This is a genomic window from Cupriavidus sp. C1SS-2L (assembly GCF_057073735.1).
In genome coordinates, this window is the sequence record NZ_CP172708.1 from 3442001 (window position 1) to 3461816 (window position 19816).

The window sequence follows — 19816 nt, forward strand, 5'->3', positions numbered from 1 at the left end:
GGGAAATCTTGGTTGCCCAAGTGCTTGGGCGACGCATCTTACTTTCACGTCTGCTGCGTATTATGGGCCAGCGTCCCCGGCCGTCAGAAGGCTTTTTCGGCGTAAACTGCGTATACGGACGTTTTTTGTTGTGACTGAACAACAGAATCGCGCCGATAATTCCCCAAATCGGTGCAAAACGCCGGCTTCCGCCACCCGGGAAGCTCAATCCGCCTGAGTTTCGCCAGCGGCATCCGCGCTGGCTTCCGGACGCCCGACAAAGCGCGCCATGAGCAACCCCAGTTCATACAGGGCGATCAGCGGCAGTGCGAGGAGCAGCTGGGAAAGCACGTCCGGCGGCGTGACAACGGCCGCAATGATGAAGGCGCCGACAATCACATACGGGCGAATCTGCTTGAGCTTGTCCAGCTCGACCACCCCAAAGCGCACCAGCACGATCACCACCACCGGCACTTCGAAAGTGATGCCGAACGCGAGGAACATGGTCATCGCGAAGCTCAGGTACTTGTCGATGTCCGTCGACATGTCCGCGCCCAGCGGCGCGTTGTAGTGCGCCATGAAATGGAACACGGTCGGGAAGACCAGGAAGTACGCGAATGCGACGCCGCACAGGAACAGCACGTAGCTGCTGCTAACCAGCGGCACGATCAGCCGCTTCTCATGCTGGTACAGGCCCGGTGCGACGAACTGCCAGACTTGGTACAGCACCCACGGCAGCGCAATCAGGAACGCGACCAGCAGCGTGACCTTCATCGGCACAAAGAAGGAGCCGGTCACATCGGTCACGATCATCTTGCCGCCCTTGGGCAGCGATTCCATCAGCGGCCGCGCAAACAGATTGAAGATGACGGGCGCCCAGTACACCAGCCCCACGAACACCAGGATGATGCCGGCGACCGCCTTGACCAGCCGCTCGCGCAGCTCGATCAGGTGCGAAATGAAGGTTTCCTGCTGCGATTCGTCTTGAGGATCGTTGGACCGGTTGTCGCTCATGGCGTAGACGCTCAGCCGCGCGCGGCTGGCATTTGAAATTCGGTGGCACCGCTTGCGCGGCAGGCATCGCGACGACACGGGCGGCAAGCATGCTGCTGCCCGGCCATGCTCATTCGAAGAAGGAACGGGCCCGGCCCGCAGCCGGACGGTGGCGTTTGACGCGTGCGGCTCCGGACTGCACCCAGACGCGGACATTGTTCTGGCGCTTGAACCAGAGCGGACGGGCACCCTGTTTGACGCGCCAGCTCTTGCGGCCGTTGTGCGCCTTGTGGGCGGAATGCCAGCTCGGCACGAAATCCGACACGCCCCCACCCGATTCGGCCGAGGGTTCAATACCGCCCAGCGCTTCGTTCAGCGCCTGCGTCTGCTCGCTGACTTCCTTGTGGATGGTGCGCTCGACATCGCGCGCGGCGTCTTCGAATTCCGTGCGCATCTTGCGCAGTTCTTCGAGCTCCACCTCGCGGCTCACTTCAGCCTTGACGTCATTGATATAGCGCTGCGCACGGCCGACCAGCGCACCCACCGTGCGCGCGACGCGCGGCAGGCGCTCCGGGCCGATCACGATCAGCGCCACGGCGCCGATCAGCGCCAGCTTCGAAATGCCAAGGTCGATCATGCGGGCGTCACGCGGACAAGAGCCGGAGCGAGATTCATCGGGCGAGTAACCACTCGGTGCAAAGAGACTGGACGGAAACGAGAAAAAGCCGGAGTGCCAGGCTTATTGCTGGCGCGTCTTTTCCTTGGCGTCCACGTCGATCGTGGTGGAATCGCGCAGTTCCTTGGCCGGCGCCGCCTTGTCGTCGCCTTCCTTCATGCCATCCTTGAAGCCCTTGACCGCGCCGCCCAGGTCCTGGCCGATATTGCGCAGCTTCTTGGTGCCGAAAACGAGCATGACGATCACCAGAACGATCAGCCAATGCCAAATGCTAAACGAACCCATTTCTTGCTCCTGATGAAGCCGCGGGCGATACCTGTTGCCGCCCGGACCCGTTGTTCCGTCCGAATTTGGCCGCGCCGGGCGACGGTTGCCGGCGCAGCGTCCGGACCGCACGCGCGGTCCGGCTCCTCATGCCAAGGGTTGCCTGTTCAGGGCAGCGGCACCTTCCATTGGTGGCGCGGCCCGCCGAGCACATGCACGTGCAAGTGGTAGACCTCCTGGCCGCCATCCGGGCCGGTATTGATCACCGTCCGGAAGCCGTTGCCACAGCCTGCCGCGCGCGCCAGTTCTGGCACCTTCAGCATCATTCTAGCAAGCACCTCCCCTTCGGCTGGACCGCACTCTGCCAGCGAGTCGACATGTGACTTGGGGATCAGAAGGAAATGTACCGGGGCCTTCGGGTGGATATCGTGGAAAGCCATCATGTCGTCGTCTTCATAGACTTTCCGCGACGGGATCTGGCCAGCCACAATCTTGCAGAAGATGCAATTATCCTGGGAATTCATGAAGTTTTCGTTGCGATGTCGGGCGCACACCAGCGCGCCGCCATATCCCGGCTAGAAGGACTGCTCCGGATACATTGGCTTGCTGTCGTTGAGGTAAAGCCAACCCTTGACGATACGATACAGCATCCACAGGGACAGAACGCCCCACACCGCGAAGGCGAGCGGAATCAGCACCACGCTGACGAACAACACACCACCGAGAATTCCCCAGGCCACCGACCACCAGAACGAGCGAATCTGCCACGCGAAGTGCGATGCATATAGCGTGCCGCGCGCATCGTCGCGCTTGACGTAGTCGACGATGATGGCAATCAGCGCCGTCACGCCACCGGTCAGCCAGAAGATCGCGTACAGCGCATAAAGGATGTGCATCAGCTTGCGCAGGCTGCCCTCCCGCTCGCTGTCGCTGACCGTGACCTGCCCGGTGTAGTCGTTCGCCATGCTGGCCCTCCCGATTCAGTGCGCCCTGGTCCACGGGCTGCGGTATCAGCCCTGGTCCTTGCGGCTCGCCTTTTCCTCGATGCCGGACAGGCCTTCGCGGCGCGCCAGCTCGTTGACGACATCGGCCGGCGTCAGGCCGAAGTTGGCCAGCAGCACCATGGTATGGAACCACAGGTCGGCCACTTCATAGACGATCTTGTCGGCGTCGGCACCGGTCTTGCCGGCCGCGCGCGCATCCTTGGCCGCCATTACGGTCTCGGTGGCTTCCTCGCCGATCTTCTTGAGGATGGCGTCGTCACCCTTGCGGAACAGGCGAGCGACGTACGATTTCTCGGGGTCGCCGCCATTCTCAGGCTTGCGCGACTCCAGCACCGCAGCCAGGCGCGCCAGCACATCGGTACCGGCGGGTTGGGATTCGGTCATGGTTTGGCCGTGTAGATTTGGGAAGGGTCCTTGAGCACAGGCTCGACGGTCTGCCAGTCGCCACTCTCGGCGTCACCTTCGAACTTCTGGAAGAAGCACGAATGCCGACCAGTGTGGCAGGCGATGTTGTCGACCTGGGTGACCTTGAGCAGTACCACGTCTTCGTCACAGTCGAGGCGCATCTCGTGCACCTTCTGCACGTGGCCAGACTCTTCGCCCTTGTGCCACAGGCGCTTGCGCGAACGCGACCAGAACACGGCTTCGCCGAGTTCCACGGTCTTCTGCAGCGCATCGCGGTTCATGAACGCGAACATCAGCACGTCATTGGTGCCGACTTCCTGCACGATCACCGGCACCAGGCCGTTATCGTCCCACTTGACCTTGTTGAGCCACTTCTTTGCCATGATCAGATCCGCACAGGAATGCCCTCGCGGGCCATGAATGCCTTTGCCTCGCCAACCGTATGCTGGCCGTAGTGGAAAATGCTGGCGGCCAGCACCGCATCCGCGTGGCCGAGCCGGATGCCATCGGCCAGGTCCTGCAGGCCGCCGACGCCGCCCGACGCGATTACCGGCACCGGCACCGCATCGCTGACCGCGCGGGTGAGTTCCAGGTCGAAACCGCTCTTGGTGCCGTCACGATCCATGCTGGTCAGCAGGATCTCGCCCGCGCCACGTGCCGCCATTTCCTTCGCCCACTCCACCGCGTCGAGCCCGGTTGCCTTGCGTCCGCCGTGCGTAAAAACTTCCCAGCGCGGGGGCTCGCCTGGCGCCGAGCTGCGCTTGGCGTCGATGGCAACCACGATGCACTGCGAGCCGTACTTGCCGGTGGCATCCGACACGAGTTGCGGATTGGCGATCGCCGACGAATTGACGCTGATCTTGTCCGCACCGGCGTTGAGCAGGCGCCGCACATCTTCGACGGCGCGCACGCCGCCGCCAACGGTCAGCGGAATAAAGACCTGCGAGGCCACCGCCTCGATGATGTGTAGGATCAGGTCGCGCCCATCGCTGGTCGCGGTGATGTCGAGAAAAGTGATTTCGTCGGCGCCCTGCTCGTCGTAGCGTCGCGCGATTTCCACGGGATCGCCCGCATCGCGCAGCTCGACGAAGTTGACGCCCTTGACCACCCGCCCGTTCGTCACATCGAGGCAGGGGATGATACGTTTGGCTAGCATGAGATTCCTTGTCCGCCGCGAGACCGGTAGCAGCCTGGCGGTGGCAGCGCCCCGCGGGGCGCGTTGGCTTATTCCCCGTTGCTCAGCTTGTCCGCACGCGCCTGCGCGTCGGTGAAGTTGAGATCGCCGGAGTAGATGGCACGGCCGCAGATGACGCCTTCCACGCCTTCGTTCTCCACGGCGCACAGGTTGTCGATATCGGCCAGGTTGGACAGGCCGCCGCTGGCAATTACCGGGATCGACATCGACTGCGCCAGCTTGACGGTGGCATCGATATTGATCCCTTGCAGCATGCCGTCGCGTCCGATGTCGGTATAGATGATGGCCTCCACGCCGTAGTCTTCGTACTTGCGTGCCAGGTCCGCCACCTCGTGGCCGGTCAGCTTGCTCCAGCCGTCGGTCGCCACCTTGCCGTCCTTGGCATCGAGTCCGACGATGATGTGACCGCCGAACGCCGAGCAGGCATCCTTCAGGAAACCGGGGTTCTTCACCGCCGCGGTGCCGATGATGACGTACGACAGGCCGTCGTCCAGCCACCGTTCGATGGTGTTCAGGTCGCGGATGCCACCGCCGAGCTGCACCGGGATCTCGTCGCCGACCTCGGCGATGATGGCCTTGATGGCGGCTTCATTGCGGGGCTTGCCGACAAATGCACCGTTGAGATCGACCAAGTGCAGGCGGCGCGCCCCTTGATTGACCCAATGGCGTGCCATGGCGGCGGGATCTTCGGAAAAGACGGTGGCCTGGTCCATGTCGCCTTGTTTGAGGCGTACACACTGACCGTCCTTCAGGTCGATGGCCGGAATGAGCAACATAATCGTGACGAGCGTGGTTGAGTGAGAGAGATAGAGCCAGCCCGGCCAGTGGCCGGTCAGTCCGGGTCAATAGGCAAGTATTCCAGAATGGCGTTGGCTGGCTCGGATCGGATCTTCAGGGATTCCAGTGCACGAAGTTCCGGTAAAGCTGCAACCCCATGGCTGCGCTTTTTTCGGGGTGGAACTGCGTGGCAAAAATATTATCGCGTGCTACCGCACTGGTAAACACGACCCCATACTCCGTTTCGCCGGCAATATGGGCCGGATCCTGCGCGCGCACGAAGTAGCTGTGCACGAAGTAAAACCAGCTTTCGTCCGGGATGCCATCCCACAGCGGATGGGGCCTGGACTGTTTGACGCGGTTCCAGCCCATCTGCGGCACCTTGTAGCGCGAGCCGTCCGGCTGGGTCATCCCGTCCAGTTCGAAGCGGATGACTTCACCCGGCATCAGCCCCAGGCAAGGCGTCTTGTCGGTGCCGGGCCTGGCTTCGCTGCTGGACTCGAACAGCATCTGTTCGCCAACGCACACACCGAACATCGGCTTGCTGGCTGCCGCCTCGATCACCGCCTCCTGCAGCCCCGAAGCGCCCAGCGCCGACATGCAGTCAGGCATGGCGCCCTGCCCCGGCAGCACCACGCGATCCGCGCTCCGAATGCCTTCCGGGGCATCCACCACGCGCACATCCGCCTCCGGTGCCGCGGCCCGCAGGGCCTGCGCCACCGAGCGCAGGTTGCCCATGCCGTAATCCACAATTGCTATGGTAGTCATGATTTCAAAACAGGCAATAATGTCTTCAGCCCGTCCACAATAAATTCAACGGCCAGCGCCGACAGGATCAGCCCCATCAGGCGCGTGCCGATATTGATGCCGGTACGCCCCACCACGCGGGCGATCGGATCGGCCGCGCGGAACACCCCATACACCACCGCACCAAGCACCACACCGATTCCGACCAGGATCAGCAACTGGTACCAGTGCTGCGTCTTGCCCGCATAAACGATCACGGTACTGATCGAGCCCGGCCCGGTCAGCAGCGGCAGTGCCAGCGGCACCACCGCGATGCTTGACCGCGCCTCGGCCTCGTCCTCTTCTTCGGGCGTGGCCTTGGTGCGGCTGGTCTGGGCGTTCAGCATGTTCATGGCCATCATGATCATGATGAGCCCGCCGCCGACCTGCAGCGACGCCACCGAGATATTGAAGAACTCGATGATCTGCTGGCCCAGCAGCGCCGACACCGCCACCACGATCGCCACCGAGACCGATGCAGTCTTGATGGTACGCAGCTTTTCCGCTTCCGACTGCTGGCTGGTCAGGCTGATGAAAAACGGAATGGCGCCGATCGGGTTGATCAGCGCCAACAGCGAGATGAACGACTTGAGCGTATCCATCGGTTGCGGATGGCCGGTGTCCCGGCCCGGGTTCGCGAAGTTCGGTCAGCGGGCGCCGCAACCAGCCGGCACGCCTTCGGTTCAGCAGCCGGTCAGAGCGTGCCCTTGGTCGATGGAATGGTGTTGGCCGCGCGCGGATCCAGCTCCACCGCCATGCGCAGTGCCCGGCCGAAGGCCTTGAACACGGTTTCGCACTGATGATGGGCATTGATGCCGCGCAGGTTGTCGATATGCAACGTGACGCCCGCATGATTGACAAAGCCGCGGAAGAACTCGATCGTCAGGTCGACGTCGAAACTGCCCACGCGTGCACGCGTGAATGGCACATGGAATTCCAGGCCGGGGCGACCCGAGAAATCGATCACCACACGCGACAGGCATTCGTCGAGCGGCACGTAGCTGTGGCCGTAGCGGGTGATGCCCTTCTTGTCGCCGATGGCCTTGGCCACGGCCTGACCCAGCGTGATGCCTACGTCTTCCACCGTATGGTGGTCGTCGATATGCGTGTCACCGGTGGCTTCGACTTCAAGGTCGAACATGCCATGCCGGGCGATCTGGTCGAGCATGTGGTCGAGGAACGGCACGCCCGACGCCAGCTTCTGGCGGCCGGTGCCGTCGAGATTCAGGGAAACGCGGATTTGCGTTTCCGATGTATTGCGGGTGACCTCTGCAACACGCATGGTGTTAATCCTGCAGCGACGCTGCGAATGCCTCAAGGAACTGCGCGTTTTCTTCGGGAGTGCTGACCGTCACGCGCAGACAGTTGGCCAGCAATGGGTGCATTTTACTCACGTTCTTGATCAGTACCTTGCGTGCAAGGAGCCGATCGAACGTCTGTGCCGCATCCGGCACACGCGCGAGCAGGAAATTGGCTGCGCTGGGGAACACGGTCACGCCACCATGGGCCGCCATGCCTTCCGCCACACGCGAACGTTCGGCGCGCAGCTGTGCTGCCTGCTCGTCGAGCACCGCGACGTGCTCGAGCGCGAACAGCGCGGTCGCCTCGGTCAGCACGTTGACGTTGTACGGCGGGCGCACCTTGTCGAGCTGCTCGAGCCATTGCGGGTCGCCAGCCACATAGCCCAGGCGGATACCGGCCAGGCCCAGCTTGGACACCGTGCGCATGACCAGCAGGTTGCCGAAATCCGTCAGGCGCGACATCCAGCTTTCCTGCGCAAACGGCTGATAGGCCTCGTCCACGACTACCAGGCTGCGGCAGACGCTACCCTGCGCGGCGCGGACGATGGCTTCCATATCGGCGGCATCGAACAGGTTGCCGGTCGGATTGTTCGGATAAGCGAGATAGACGATGGCCGGCTGGTGCTCGGCCATGGCGGCCAGCATCGCGCCGCGGTCCAGCGTGAAGTCAGCGCGCAGCGGCACGCCCACGAACTCCAGGCCCGCGAACTGCGCCGACATCGCATACATCACGAAACCGGGCACGGGCGCCATCACCTTCGCGCCTGGCCGCGCCGCGGCCAGCGCGAGCATGCTGATGATTTCGTCCGAGCCGTTGCCGAGCAGCACTTCCATGCCGGCCGGCACCTGCATGACTTCTTTCAGTTTCGCACGCAAGGCCTCGCTGCTCGGCACCGGGTAACGGTTCAGCGCCACCTCGCCGAGCCGCGCCGCCAGTTCGCTGCGCAGTGCGGGCGGCAGGCGGTACGGGTTCTCCATGGCATCGAGCTTCACCAGACCATGCGAATCCGGCACGTGGTAGGCGCCCATGGCGCGCACGTCGTCACGGATGATTCGCTCGATCAGGGAAGGGTCTACGACTGACATGGATGCTCCTGTATGGGCTGCCGCAACGCTGCGGCAGCAATGGGTTCAACTACGCTTGAAACGGTACTCGGCGCTGCGCGCGTGGGCCTGCAGGCCTTCGCCATATGCAAGTTCGGCCGCGATCTGGCCCAGCATCTGCGCCCCGCCCTCGCTGACCTCGATCAGGCTTGAACGCTTCTGGAAGTCGTACACGCCCAGCGGCGACGAGAAGCGAGCGGTGCGCGAAGTCGGCAGCACGTGGTTCGGCCCCGCGCAGTAGTCGCCGAGCGACTCGCTGGTATAGCGACCCAGGAAAATGGCGCCGGCGTGGCGGATCTTCTCGCTCCACTGGCGCGGGTTCTCGGCCGAGATCTCGAGGTGCTCGGGCGCGATCGCGTTGGCGATCTCGCAAGCTTCTTCCATGTCGCGCACCTTGATCAGCGCGCCACGGCCTGAAATCGATGCGGCGATCACCTCGCGGCGTGGCATGCTGTCGAGCTGGCGCTGGATACTTGCCTCGACCTGCGCGATGTAGTCGGCGTCCGGGCACAGCAGGATCGACTGCGCGAGTTCATCGTGCTCGGCCTGCGAGAACAGGTCCATCGCCACCCAGTCCGGATCAGTCGTACCGTCGCAGATCACCAGGATCTCCGACGGGCCGGCGATCATGTCGATGCCCACGGTGCCGAACACGCGGCGCTTGGCTGCGGCCACATAGGCGTTGCCGGGGCCGACGATCTTGTCGACCTGCGGCAGCGTCGCCGTGCCATACGCCAGGGCGCCAACCGCCTGCGCACCGCCGATCGTGAACACGCGATCCACACCAGCGATCTGCGCAGCCGCCAGCACCAGTTCATTGCGCACGCCGCCCGGCGTGGGCACGACCATGATGATTTCCTTGACGCCCGCGACGCGCGCGGGAATCGCATTCATCAGCACCGACGACGGGTACGCGGCCTTGCCGCCCGGCACGTAGATGCCGACGCGGTCCAGCGGCGTCACCTTCTGGCCCAGCATGGTGCCATCGGCCTCGGTGTATTCCCAGCTATGACTGCCGCATTCGATCTTCTGCTTCTCGTGGTAGGCACGCACGCGCGCGGCGGCGGCTTCCAGCGCGGCGCGGCGCTTCGGCTCCAGGTCTTCGAGCGCAGCTTCGAGTTCGCTTTGCGAGATTTCCAGCGCGCCCATCGACGCCGCCTCGACCCGGTCAAACCGCTGCGTGTATTCGAGTACCGCGGCGTCGCCGCGATCCTTCACATCGGCCAGGATCTGCGCCACGGCGCGGTCGATGGCCTCGTCCTCGCCGGCCTCGAAGGCCAGCACCTCGCGCAGCGCTTGCGCGAAGCGCGGATCGCTTGAATCGAGCCGGCGGATCGACACGTTTTCCATTTCGGTTGCGTTCATGACTCCATTCCTATCTGGGACGCAGGCCTCAGGCCAGCGCCGCCGATGCCTTCTCGAACGCGTCGAGAATCGGCGTCAGCCGTTCGCGCTTGAGCTTCAGCGCAGCCTGGTTCACCACCAGCCGCGACGAAATCTGCACGATCTCTTCGACTTCCACCAGGTTGTTCGCGCGCAGCGTGCCGCCCGTGCTGACCAGGTCGACGATGGCATCCGACAGGCCCACCAGCGGGCCCAGCTCCATCGAGCCGTACAGCTTGATCAGGTCGACGTGCACGCCCTTCTTGGCGAAGTGCTCGCGCGCGGTCTGCACATACTTGGTCGCCACCGACAGGCGCGCGCCCTGGCGCACGGCGTTGGCATAGTCAAACCCGGCCGGCACCGCTACCGACATGCGGCAGCGTGCAATGTTCAGGTCGATCGGCGCGTACAAGCCGGTCATGCCGTGCTCCATCAGCACGTCCTTGCCGGCCACGCCGAAATCGGCCGCGCCGTATTGCACGTAGGTCGGCACGTCCGATGCGCGCACGATGATCACGCGCACAGCCGGATCGGACGTCGGCAGGATCAGCTTGCGCGACGTCTCCGGATCTTCCATGACACGGATGCCGGCGGCTTCGAGCAGCGGCAGCGTTTCCTTGAAGATGCGGCCCTTGGAAAGCGCCAGCGTGAGCTGGTTGGGCGAAGCGTTGAATGCGGGGCTCATCGGGTTCCTCAGGCGATGCGGCGGATCTTGGCGCCGACTGCCGACAACTTGTCTTCCATGCGGTCGTAACCGCGGTCCAGATGGTAGATGCGATCGATCACGGTATCGCCATCTGCGACCAGGCCAGCGATGACCAGGCTCGCCGATGCGCGCAGGTCGGTCGCCATCACGCTGGCGCCGGACAGGCGCGGCACGCCGGTCACCACGGCCGTGTTGCCTTCGGCGGTGATGTTGGCGCCCAGGCGGTTCAGTTCCTGCACGTGCATGAAGCGGTTTTCGAAGATCGTCTCGGTAATGCGGGCGGTGCCTTCGGCCACGGCATTGAGCGCCATGAACTGGGCCTGCATGTCGGTCGGGAACGCCGGGTATTCCGAGGTGCGGAAGCTCACGGCCTGCGCGCGTTGCGACATGGACAGGCGGATCCAGTCATCACCGGTTTCGATATTGGCACCGGCCTCGCGCAGCTTGATCAGCACCGCGTCGAGGATCAGCGGCGGAATATCGCGCAGGACCAGGTCGCCCAGCGAGGCAGCGGCCGCGCACAGGAAAGTGCCGGCCTCGATGCGGTCAGCGACGACCGAATGCGTCGCGCCATGCAGCTTGTCGACGCCGTGCACGATCAGGCGATCGGTGCCGATGCCGTCGATCTTCGCGCCCATCTTGACGAGCAGGTTCGCGAGGTCGGTCACTTCCGGTTCGCGCGCGGCGTTTTCGAGCACCGTCTCGCCATCGGCTAGCGTCGCGGCCATCAGCAGGTTTTCGGTGCCGGTCACGGTAATCATGTCCGTCACCACGCGCGCGCCCTTCAGGCGCGACGCACGGGCGTGGATGAAGCCGTGTTCGATACTGATTTCGGCACCCATGGCCTGCAGGCCCTTGATGTGCTGGTCCACCGGGCGCGCGCCAATGCCGCACCCGCCCGGCAACGACACACGCGCCTCGCCAAAGCGCGCGACCAGCGGGCCGAGCACCAGGATCGACGCGCGCATGGTCTTCACCAGCTCGTACGGCGCCTCGGGCGAATTGATATCGGTGCCCTTGAGCGTGGCGGTGCTGCCGTTCATCTCGGCGTGCATGCCCATCTGCCGCAGCAGCTTGAGCATGGTGCGCGTGTCCTGCAGGTTGGGCACGTTGTCGATGGTGACGGTATCGGCCGTCAGCAGGCCGGCGCACAGGATCGGCAGCGCGGCGTTTTTGGCGCCGGAAACACGGATCTCGCCTTTGAGCGGGCCATTGCCCTGGATCTGGAATTTGTCCATGTTCTGTCAGTTGCGGCCGGACGGGGTCATCACGTCCGGCATCGATTTCGCGGGAACCACGCGCGCCAGGCGCGCGGCTCGATTCGGTGAAGCTGCCGTCCCTTAACCTGTTACTTGCCGGCACCCGCCTGCCATTCGGCCGGCGTCAGCGTCTTCATCGACAGCGCATGGATCTCGGCGCGCATGCGGTCGCCAAGCGCGGCGTACACGCGCTGGTGGCGCTGGATCAACCGCTTGCCGTCGAATTCGGCGCTCACGATGGTGGCAAAGAAGTGCTGGCCGTCACCTTCGACTTCCAGGTGTTCGCAGGGCAAACCTTGGGCAATGTATTCCCTGACTTGTTCCGGAGTAGGCAGCATGTTTTCTTCTCTTCTGTGTGGAGGGCCGCGCTTCAGTGGCGCAGCTTGTAACCCGACTTCAACAGGCGCAGCGCCAGCGCCGCGAGCAGCACGAAGGCCGCGCCGACCACCGCCAGGCTGAACATCGGCGACACGTCCGAGACGCCGAAGAAGCCATAGCGGAAGCCGTCGATCATGTAGAAGAACGGGTTGGCATGGGACACCGCCTGCCAGAAGGCCGGCAGCGAATGGATGGAATAGAACACGCCCGACAGGAAGGTCGCGGGCATGATCAGGAAATTCTGGAACGCGGCAAGCTGATCAAATTTTTCGGCCCAGATGCCGGCGATCAGCCCGAGCGTGCCGAGGATGCCGGCACCCAGCAGCCCAAACACGAGAATCCAGCCCACACTGGCGAAATGCAGGTGGGCGAACCACGCGGTCACGATCAGCACGCCGAGTCCGACGGTCAGCCCGCGGATCACCGATGCGACCACATAGGCCCCGAACATCTCCCAGTGCGACAGCGGCGGCAGCAGCACGAACACCAGGTTACCGGTGATCTTGGACTGGATCAGCGACGAAGAACTGTTCGCGAACGCGTTCTGCAGCACGCTCATCATCACCAGGCCCGGCACCAGGAACGCGGTGTAGCTGATCTGGTCGTAGACCTTGACGCGGTCTTCCAGCACGTGGCCGAAGATCAGCAGGTACAGCACAGCGGTCAGCACCGGTGCGGCCACTGTCTGAAAGCTGACCTTCCAGAAGCGCAGTACTTCCTTGTAAAGCAGCGTGCGGAAGCCAACCAGCCCGCCGACGGCCATCGACGCGAGCCGCGTGCCATCGAGCACTTCGATATCGCCAGGCTGTTTCATGCCGCGGCCTCCATGGCCTGGTCAGGCAGCGCGCCGGGCATGTGCCCCTCGCGCCGCATGATCTGAACGAACACGTCCTCGAGATCCGCCTTGTTGATTTCCATGTCTTCGATTTCACAGCCGGCCTCGCGGCAGGCGGCCAGGATCGGCTCCACAGCGGGGTAGCCCGACAGGCGCAGGCGCACTGCGCGCTCGCCGGGGTTGGCCGGCATGCGCAGCGGCTCGAGCGCCGTCGGCAGCGCGCCGCGCGAGAACGTCAGCACGAGTTGCAGGCCGGCGAACTGCGTCAGCAGGTTGCTGGTGCGGTCCAGCGCCACGACCTCGCCAAACTTCAGCATGGCGATGCGGTCGCACAGCGCTTCGGCCTCTTCGAGGTAGTGCGTGGTCAGGATGATGGTGTGCCCTTCCCGGTTCAGCCGCGAAATGAACTTCCACAGCGTCTGGCGCAGCTCCACGTCCACGCCGGCGGTGGGCTCGTCCAGCACGATCACGGGCGGACGGTGCACCAGCGCCTGCGCCACCAGCACGCGCCGCTTCATGCCGCCGGAGAGCTGGCGCATGTTGGCATCGGCCTTGTTGGTGAGATCGAGGTTGGCCATGATCTCGTCGATCCAGTCGTCATTGCGCGTCAGGCCAAAGTAGCCGGACTGCAGCCGCAGCGTCTCGCGCACGGTGAAGAAGGGATCGAACACAAGTTCCTGCGGCACCACACCGAGCATACGCCGCGCCATGCGGTAGTCGGACACGACATCGTGCCCGAGCACACTGACGCGGCCGGAATCCGGACGGTTCAGTCCCGCCAGGATGGAGATCAGCGTGGTCTTGCCGGCACCGTTGGGACCGAGCAGGCCGAAGAATTCGCCGCGCTCGACGGTGAAGCTGACGCCCTTGAGCGCCTGCAGGTTGCCGTAGCGCTTGCGAACGTCGGTGAGTTCGATGGCTTTCATGGCCAAATGTCTGGGGCTGTCCCGATTGGGGACCGGCCGTCTGGAAATGGGGACCAACTGGTGCCCGGGGCTACCCTGACCCGGCCTGACGTGCTGCGGGGGAATGGGCGAACAACCCGGAATTATAGGGGATGCGGGGAGAGTCCCGCTTGGGGCGCGGCCACCGCCTCAGGCAGCGGCCGGGGCATCCGGATGACCGCTGGTGTAGCGCGCGGTCAGGGATGCCGGTTCAATGTCGATGAGCAGCCGCCTGCGGGGCCAAGCCCAGCAGGCTGTCGACCCCGTACAGCGAGGCCAGTTCGGCGAGTTGCCGTGGCACGCCGCTCAGCGCCAGCTTGCCCTGGCGGGCGGCAGCGGCGCGCTGCCAGGCCAGCAGCACGGCCACCGCCGACGAATCGACTTGTTCCAGCGCCGCGCAATCGACTTGCGTTTCTCCCCGGGCCACGCGCGACAGCCCGTCACGCAGCACCGCGGCGGCGTTCTGGTTGGTCAGCGAAGTGCCTAGCGAAAGCATCGTGAAAGTCGGATTGGCGAAGCCAGCGAGTTCGGAAAACACAAGCTCCCGCACAAAGGCGGGAGCTTGCATGCGTACAGCGATTGTAGAGCAGATTGCCGCTGCGTGCTGCAATGCAGCGCGGCAGCGGCAGCGGCAGCGCGACGTCAGCTCTTGGCGTTGGCCAGCTGGCGGTTGCGGTCCTGCAGCGTCTTGATCACGCCGTCCACGCCCTGCTGGCCGACGATGGTGTTGAAGCTGCCCTTGTAGGCCTCGGTCAGCCACGCGCCCAGCACGTTGATGTCATAGACCTTCCAGCCCTGCGCCGTCTTCTCGAGACGGTAGTCGAGCTGGATCGGCTCGCCCTTGTTGATCACCTGGGTGCGGATAGTCGCATCGGTGTCGTCCGGCGAACCGCGGTACGGCTTGTACTGCACGGTCTGGTCGCGAATCTGCGCGATCGCGCCCGCGTAGGTGCGGATCAGCAGCGTTTTGAACTCGTCGGTGATGACCTTCTGCTGTTCGGGCGTGGCCTTCGACCAGTTGCGGCCCATGGCGATCTGCGTCGTCTTCTGGAAGTTCGCGTTCGGCAGGATCTTCTGCTCGACCAGGGCGGAGATCTTGCCGATATTCCCGGCCTGCATGTCCTTGTCGCTCTTGACGCTGGTCATCACATCGTTGACCACGGCCTTGACCAGCGCTTCGGGGCTGGCGGCATCCTGCGCCGAAACCTGCGCATGGGCGGCACCGGTAAAGGCAGCTACAGCGAGGAGGGGGAGCAACAGTCGCTTGATCATGGAATTTCCTTCTCAGTCAGATTCATTCGCCGCCCGGGGCAGGTCCGGCTTTACGAAGCCCGCAATCCCCAGGCGTTGCGCACATTGGAACATAGTCCGTGGCGGCGGGTTGCCGGCCCTCGTGCATCCCCCGCCACTTCAAAACAAATTGTTTCAGCGCTCACAGCACACTCACAGCCGGCTTACAGCGCATTTACAGGCTCCCCCCACACCTCAGCGGATGCGCAGGCCACCGCCGGGAACGATGCGCTGCATCGGTGAAGCCGGCGGCACAGGCAGGTTCTGGCCCTCCGGCTGCGTGGCGCCTTCGGCGGGCGCGGCCGGCTGCGACGGCTGTTCGGACGACGGCTGCGAAGGCGATGAGGAAGGCTGCGCCGGCTGACCATCGCTCTCCGATTCATCGTTGTCCCGACTCGGAGGATTGCCGTCGTAGATCAGATACTCACGCCGCTGCAGATAGGAATCGCGCAGGAACGCATACTTGTCCAGCGCGGCCTGCTCGAGCAGGTTGGTCGCGCCAAGCAGTTGCGCGCGGCCCGCAACAATGCGCACCCCGACCAACGAGTTGCGCAGCGAAACGGGGTAGAAATAGGCCGAAGGGTCAATCTGACGGTCCACCAGCATGCCCGCGGTGTCGCGCACGGTGCTCGGCCCAAACAGCGGCAGCACCAGGTACGGCCCCGCCGGCACGCCCCAGACACCAAGCGTCTGGCCGAAATCTTCCTTGTACTTGGGCAGGCCGCCCGGCGTGGCAATGTCGATCAGGCCGCCAATACCTAGCACGGTGTTGATCGCCACTCGCATGGTGTCCTCGGCCGCACGGCTGGGCTTGCCCTGCAGCAGGTTGTTCACCGCCGAATAGACGTCGCTGACATTCGAGAAGAAGTTATCCACCGCGGTCTGGACGGGCGACGGAATGTAGTCCGCATAAAGCTGGGCAACAGGCCTCAGCACGCCCTTGTCGAAGTCTTCATTGATGCGCGAGACCTCGCGATTGAACGGCTCGAGCGGATCCTTCGGATTGGCGGTCGGGCCGGTGGCGCAACCCGCCAGCCCCATCAGGACACCAGCTGCCAACGCCAGGACAGCGTGCCTGGCCGCCGGCTTGCACGAAGGAACGGTCATTTGCCGGCTCCGCCCACAGCCGGCGCGCTCGCCGCACCACCGCTGCTGGCCCCGCCGGCCCCGGCGTCGGCAGCCTTGTTGTACAGGAACTGCCCGATCAGGTTTTCGAGCACCACGGCCGACTGCGTCATGGTGATGCGCGAGCCCTGCGCCAGCATGGCGGTATCGCCGCCGGCCTCCAGGCCGATGTACTGCTCGCCCAGCAGGCCCGACGTCAGGATCTTGGCCGAGGAGTCCTTCGGAAACTGGTACTGCTTTTCCAGGTTCATGACCACGGTGGCCTGGTACGTCTTGTCATCGAACCGGATCGCCGCCACACGCCCCACCACCACGCCAGCGCTCTTGACCGGCGCGCGCGGCTTCAGGCCGCCGATGTTGTCGAAGCGGGCTTCGACTGCGTAGGTTTCCTGGAAGGTGAAGGCACTCATGTTGCCGACCTTCAGGGCAAGAAACAGCAAGGCAACAAACCCTGCTACCACGAACAGCCCCACCCAGAAATCGAGTGCACTTTTTTTCATTGGGATCTCTTTCTACCCGTTGTCCTGCCGTTTGGCCCGGTGCGTTGCCCATCAACTGAACATCAACGCTGTCAGCAGGAAATCCAGCCCAAGCACGGCCAGCGACGCGATCACCACGGTGCGGGTTGTGGCCCGCGACACGCCTTCCGGCGTGGGCTTGGCTTCGAACCCCTGGTACAGCGCAATGAACGTCACGGCAATGCCGAAAATAAAACTCTTGATGACGCCGTTGACCACGTCGTCACGCACATCCACGCCAGCCTGCATCTGCGACCAGAAGGCGCCCGCATCCACGCCGATCAATTGCACGCCGACCAGGTAACCGCCCAGGACGCCGACAGCGCTGAAGATCGCGGCCAGCACCGGCATAGCCACCACACCTGCCCAGAAACGCGGCGCAATCACGCGTTGCAGCGGATTGACGGCCATCATTTCCATGGCGGTCAACTGCTCGCCCGCCTTCATCAGTCCGATTTCCGCGGTCAGGGACGTGCCCGCCCGGCCGGCAAACAGCAATGCGGTGATGACCGGCCCCAGCTCGCGCACCAGCGAAAGCGCTACGAGCAGCCCGAGCGCCTGCTCGGAACCATAGCGGTTCAGCGTGTAGTAGCCCTGCAGCCCCAGCACGAAGCCAACGAACAAGCCCGACACCGCGATGATGACGAGTGACAGGTTGCCGACGAAGAAGATCTGGTCGGTCACCAGACGGAAGCGGCGCAGCAGTGCCGGGGACAAGCCCAGCACGGTAAAGAACATGCCTGCGGCATGGCCGAGGCCGGCGACACTTTGCCGCACCGCCGAGCCGATGGCGGCGAAGAAGCCCGTCATTGCGCACCCCCGCCGGCAAAGTCCTCGACCAGCGACGGGCCCGGATAGTGGAAAGGCACGGGGCCGTCGGCCTCCGCATGCACGAACTGGCGCACGAACGGATCGGTCGAGGCGCGCAGCGCTTCGGGTTCGCCTTGCGCGGCGATGCGGCCGTTGGCAATGAAATACACGTAGTCCGCGATCTGGAACGTCTCGTGCACGTCGTGCGAGACGATGATGGTGGTGGCGCCCAGCGCATCGTTGAGGCTGCGGATCAGCCGCGCGGTCAGCCCCAGCGAAATCGGGTCGAGTCCGGCAAACGGTTCGTCGTACATCAGCAGCGACGGATCGAGCGCAATCGCGCGGGCGAGCGCCACCCGGCGCGCCATGCCGCCGGAGATCTGCGACGGCATCAAATTACGCGCGCCGCGCAGCCCCACGGCGTTGAGCTTCATAAGCACGAGGTCCCGAATCATCGACTCCGGCAGGTCCGTGTGCTCACGCAGTGGAAAGGCCACATTGTCGAACACCGACAGGTCCGTAAACAGCGCGCCGAACTGGAACAGCATGCCCATCTGGCGCCGCACGGCGTACAGGCCCGTCACATCGAGCTTGTGGATATCGGCACCGCCGAACGTGACCATACCGGCTTGCGGCCGCACCTGGCCGCCGATCAGGCGCAGAACGGTGGTCTTGCCACAGCCCGAGCCGCCCATCACCGCGATCACCTTGCCACGCGGGAATTGCATGGTCAGGCCGGTCAGGATCGGCGTGGCGTCTGGCGAGTAGGCAAAATCTACCGCGTTGAGTTCGACGAGATTGTGGGCAGGTTCAGTCACGTTGGCAGCAGTCCGGGCAGTCGCGCATTATAAGGGCTACTACCTAGAACTGCAGGCGGCCCGTGGGGCCGCCGCCACATCCGTCGGCGCGGGTTCGGAATGGGCTACGGCTCGCCCTGCGCGGCATCACGCAGGATCACCTGCCACTGGATCGATTCCGAGCGGATTGCGGTCGCAAAGGCCTCCGGAGAATCGCGCAGCGGCGTCAGGCCAGCGGCCATCAGGCGCGCGCGGACCTCGCGCTCGGCCATCACCTCGTCGAGTTCGCCCGCCAACCGTGCAATGATGGCCCGCGGCGTTTTGGCCGGTGCCATCACGCCGAACCACGCTGCAGCGGCGTAGCCCTCCAGACCAGATTCCTGGAGCGTCGGCACCAGCGGCGCCAGCGGCGAGCGCGACATGCCGGTCACGCCGATCATGCGCAGCGAGCCGTTGCGCACATGGCTTTGCACGGCCGCATAGGAACAGAAGCACGCGCTGATGCGCCCGGCGAGCATTTCCTGCACAACGGCGCCCTCGCCCTTGGCCGTGACCAGCGGCACCCCGTTGCGGACACCGCGCACGGCAAATTCGGCATAAAGGTGCGACGGGCTTCCGGGCTGGCCATACCCGTAGCTGTAGGAGCCTGGATTCGACTTGACCGCCACGGCCCATTGTTCCGGCGTACGCATGGGCAGCCGGCCGTCGATGACCAGGAACAGCGGCGTCGTGGCCACGCGCGCCACCGGCGTAAAGTCCCGAATCACATCGTATGGCACGGGTTCCAGTCCCGGCTGGATCAGCATGTTGGCCTGGTGGAACAGCAGCGTGTGGCCGTCCGAGCTGGCCTTCGCCACGACATCGCCGGCCGTGGTACCGGCCGCGCCGGGTCGGTTGTCCACGTCAACGGGCACACCGAGGCGTGCGGACAGCCGTTCGGCCAGCAAGCGGGCTACGGCGTCGGCGACGCCGCCTGCCGGAAACGGAACGATCAGGCGCATAGGACGCGCCGGAAACGAGATGGCCCGCGCCGTGGCAGGCGGCGCCGAGGCAACGGCCGGCGATACCGCCTGCGCAGCAAAAGGTGCCCCTGCCACAATAAAAGCGGCCAACACCCCAAACCACATCACTACAGCGTCCCGGATGGCAGCAGGAAGCGTCAACTTCGCTTTACCTCGCCAAAGCCGCGACAACGTGCGCACTTCGGACATCAATTTTCTCCGGCGTGTCCCGCTTAGCAGGACCGCAGCTGGGTCGACGGAAAAATGGATTCGAGGCAGTTTCCGT

The 19816-nt window shown here is 64.3% G+C and carries 26 protein-coding genes; all 26 read right to left on the minus strand.

The annotated features are described in order from the left end of the window. Positions 1-204: 204 nt before the first annotated feature. Complete coding sequence (tatC, locus tag ACIGJG_RS15910) at positions 205-993, minus strand: twin-arginine translocase subunit TatC (RefSeq protein ID WP_011299241.1); 789 nt, start codon at positions 991-993, stop codon at positions 205-207. Between the two features lie 109 nt (positions 994-1102). Continuing rightward, positions 1103-1609, minus strand: coding sequence for a Sec-independent protein translocase protein TatB (tatB, locus tag ACIGJG_RS15915; protein WP_011299242.1), 507 nt, complete (start codon positions 1607-1609; stop codon positions 1103-1105). A 102-nt stretch (positions 1610-1711) separates the two neighbouring features. After that, on the minus strand, positions 1712-1933 hold the full coding sequence (tatA, locus tag ACIGJG_RS15920) for a Sec-independent protein translocase subunit TatA (protein ID WP_011299243.1): 222 nt from the start codon (positions 1931-1933) through the stop codon (positions 1712-1714). Positions 1934-2079: 146 nt separating this feature from the next. Then, positions 2080-2436, minus strand: a complete 357-nt coding sequence (locus ACIGJG_RS15925; RefSeq protein ID WP_011299244.1) for a histidine triad nucleotide-binding protein — start codon at positions 2434-2436, stop codon at positions 2080-2082. A gap of 51 nt (positions 2437-2487) precedes the next feature. Further along, complete coding sequence (locus tag ACIGJG_RS15930; RefSeq protein ID WP_011299245.1) at positions 2488-2877, minus strand: DUF4870 family protein; 390 nt, start codon at positions 2875-2877, stop codon at positions 2488-2490. Between the two features lie 45 nt (positions 2878-2922). Continuing rightward, positions 2923-3300, minus strand: a complete 378-nt coding sequence (locus ACIGJG_RS15935) for a phosphoribosyl-ATP diphosphatase (RefSeq protein ID WP_140952678.1) — start codon at positions 3298-3300, stop codon at positions 2923-2925. Then, positions 3297-3704 carry a phosphoribosyl-AMP cyclohydrolase gene (hisI, locus tag ACIGJG_RS15940; protein WP_483672534.1) on the minus strand — a complete coding sequence of 136 codons (408 nt, stop codon included), beginning with the start codon at positions 3702-3704 and terminating at the stop codon, positions 3297-3299. Before hisI ends, ACIGJG_RS15935 begins: the two co-directional genes overlap by 4 nt. Positions 3705-3706: 2 nt before the next feature. Beyond that, on the minus strand, positions 3707-4477 hold the full coding sequence (gene hisF, locus ACIGJG_RS15945; protein WP_011299248.1) for an imidazole glycerol phosphate synthase subunit HisF: 771 nt from the start codon (positions 4475-4477) through the stop codon (positions 3707-3709). A gap of 68 nt (positions 4478-4545) precedes the next feature. Further along, a complete protein-coding gene (gene hisA / locus ACIGJG_RS15950) occupies positions 4546-5292 on the minus strand; it encodes a 1-(5-phosphoribosyl)-5-[(5-phosphoribosylamino)methylideneamino]imidazole-4-carboxamide isomerase (protein WP_011299249.1) in 747 nt (248 codons plus the stop codon). Positions 5293-5407: 115 nt separating this feature from the next. Continuing rightward, positions 5408-6061, minus strand: a complete 654-nt coding sequence (hisH, locus tag ACIGJG_RS15955; protein WP_140952675.1) for an imidazole glycerol phosphate synthase subunit HisH — start codon at positions 6059-6061, stop codon at positions 5408-5410. Then, a complete protein-coding gene (locus tag ACIGJG_RS15960) occupies positions 6058-6681 on the minus strand; it encodes a YchE family NAAT transporter (protein ID WP_011299251.1) in 624 nt (207 codons plus the stop codon). Before ACIGJG_RS15960 ends, hisH begins: the two co-directional genes overlap by 4 nt. A gap of 92 nt (positions 6682-6773) precedes the next feature. Beyond that, positions 6774-7361: an imidazoleglycerol-phosphate dehydratase HisB gene (gene hisB, locus ACIGJG_RS15965; RefSeq protein ID WP_011299252.1), complete on the minus strand. Its 588-nt coding sequence runs from the start codon at positions 7359-7361 to the stop codon at positions 6774-6776. Positions 7362-7365: 4 nt separating this feature from the next. Continuing rightward, positions 7366-8466: a histidinol-phosphate transaminase gene (hisC, locus tag ACIGJG_RS15970; protein ID WP_011299253.1), complete on the minus strand. Its 1101-nt coding sequence runs from the start codon at positions 8464-8466 to the stop codon at positions 7366-7368. 45 nt (positions 8467-8511) lie between these two features. Next, entirely contained in the window at positions 8512-9849 is a 1338-nt protein-coding gene (gene hisD / locus ACIGJG_RS15975; RefSeq protein ID WP_011299254.1) for a histidinol dehydrogenase, read from the minus strand. Positions 9850-9877: 28 nt separating this feature from the next. Beyond that, positions 9878-10552 (minus strand): ATP phosphoribosyltransferase, encoded by a 675-nt coding sequence (hisG, locus tag ACIGJG_RS15980; RefSeq protein WP_011299255.1) that lies wholly within the window; start codon positions 10550-10552, stop codon positions 9878-9880. 8 nt (positions 10553-10560) lie between these two features. After that, positions 10561-11811 carry a UDP-N-acetylglucosamine 1-carboxyvinyltransferase gene (murA, locus tag ACIGJG_RS15985; RefSeq protein WP_483672536.1) on the minus strand — a complete coding sequence of 417 codons (1251 nt, stop codon included), beginning with the start codon at positions 11809-11811 and terminating at the stop codon, positions 10561-10563. A gap of 110 nt (positions 11812-11921) precedes the next feature. Continuing rightward, positions 11922-12170, minus strand: a complete 249-nt coding sequence (locus ACIGJG_RS15990) for a BolA family protein (protein WP_011299257.1) — start codon at positions 12168-12170, stop codon at positions 11922-11924. A 32-nt stretch (positions 12171-12202) separates the two neighbouring features. Further along, a complete protein-coding gene (locus tag ACIGJG_RS15995; protein WP_011299258.1) occupies positions 12203-13024 on the minus strand; it encodes an ABC transporter permease in 822 nt (273 codons plus the stop codon). After that, positions 13021-13971 carry an ABC transporter ATP-binding protein gene (locus tag ACIGJG_RS16000; protein ID WP_011299259.1) on the minus strand — a complete coding sequence of 317 codons (951 nt, stop codon included), beginning with the start codon at positions 13969-13971 and terminating at the stop codon, positions 13021-13023. Before ACIGJG_RS16000 ends, ACIGJG_RS15995 begins: the two co-directional genes overlap by 4 nt. A gap of 229 nt (positions 13972-14200) precedes the next feature. After that, positions 14201-14485, minus strand: coding sequence for an STAS domain-containing protein (locus ACIGJG_RS16005; protein ID WP_041680076.1), 285 nt, complete (start codon positions 14483-14485; stop codon positions 14201-14203). A gap of 146 nt (positions 14486-14631) precedes the next feature. Next, positions 14632-15261 carry an MlaC/ttg2D family ABC transporter substrate-binding protein gene (locus ACIGJG_RS16010; protein WP_011299261.1) on the minus strand — a complete coding sequence of 210 codons (630 nt, stop codon included), beginning with the start codon at positions 15259-15261 and terminating at the stop codon, positions 14632-14634. 213 nt (positions 15262-15474) lie between these two features. Continuing rightward, positions 15475-16386 (minus strand): MlaA family lipoprotein, encoded by a 912-nt coding sequence (locus ACIGJG_RS16015; RefSeq protein WP_011299262.1) that lies wholly within the window; start codon positions 16384-16386, stop codon positions 15475-15477. After that, positions 16383-16904, minus strand: coding sequence for an outer membrane lipid asymmetry maintenance protein MlaD (gene mlaD / locus ACIGJG_RS16020; protein ID WP_011299263.1), 522 nt, complete (start codon positions 16902-16904; stop codon positions 16383-16385). The genes ACIGJG_RS16015 and mlaD overlap by 4 nt, the downstream gene beginning before the upstream one ends. Positions 16905-16955: 51 nt before the next feature. Then, positions 16956-17732: a lipid asymmetry maintenance ABC transporter permease subunit MlaE gene (mlaE, locus tag ACIGJG_RS16025; RefSeq protein ID WP_483672539.1), complete on the minus strand. Its 777-nt coding sequence runs from the start codon at positions 17730-17732 to the stop codon at positions 16956-16958. Continuing rightward, positions 17729-18550: an ABC transporter ATP-binding protein gene (locus ACIGJG_RS16030; protein ID WP_011299265.1), complete on the minus strand. Its 822-nt coding sequence runs from the start codon at positions 18548-18550 to the stop codon at positions 17729-17731. The genes mlaE and ACIGJG_RS16030 overlap by 4 nt, the downstream gene beginning before the upstream one ends. Positions 18551-18654: 104 nt before the next feature. Then, positions 18655-19740: a Bug family tripartite tricarboxylate transporter substrate binding protein gene (locus ACIGJG_RS16035; RefSeq protein ID WP_041679724.1), complete on the minus strand. Its 1086-nt coding sequence runs from the start codon at positions 19738-19740 to the stop codon at positions 18655-18657. Between the last annotated feature and the right edge of the window lie 76 nt (positions 19741-19816).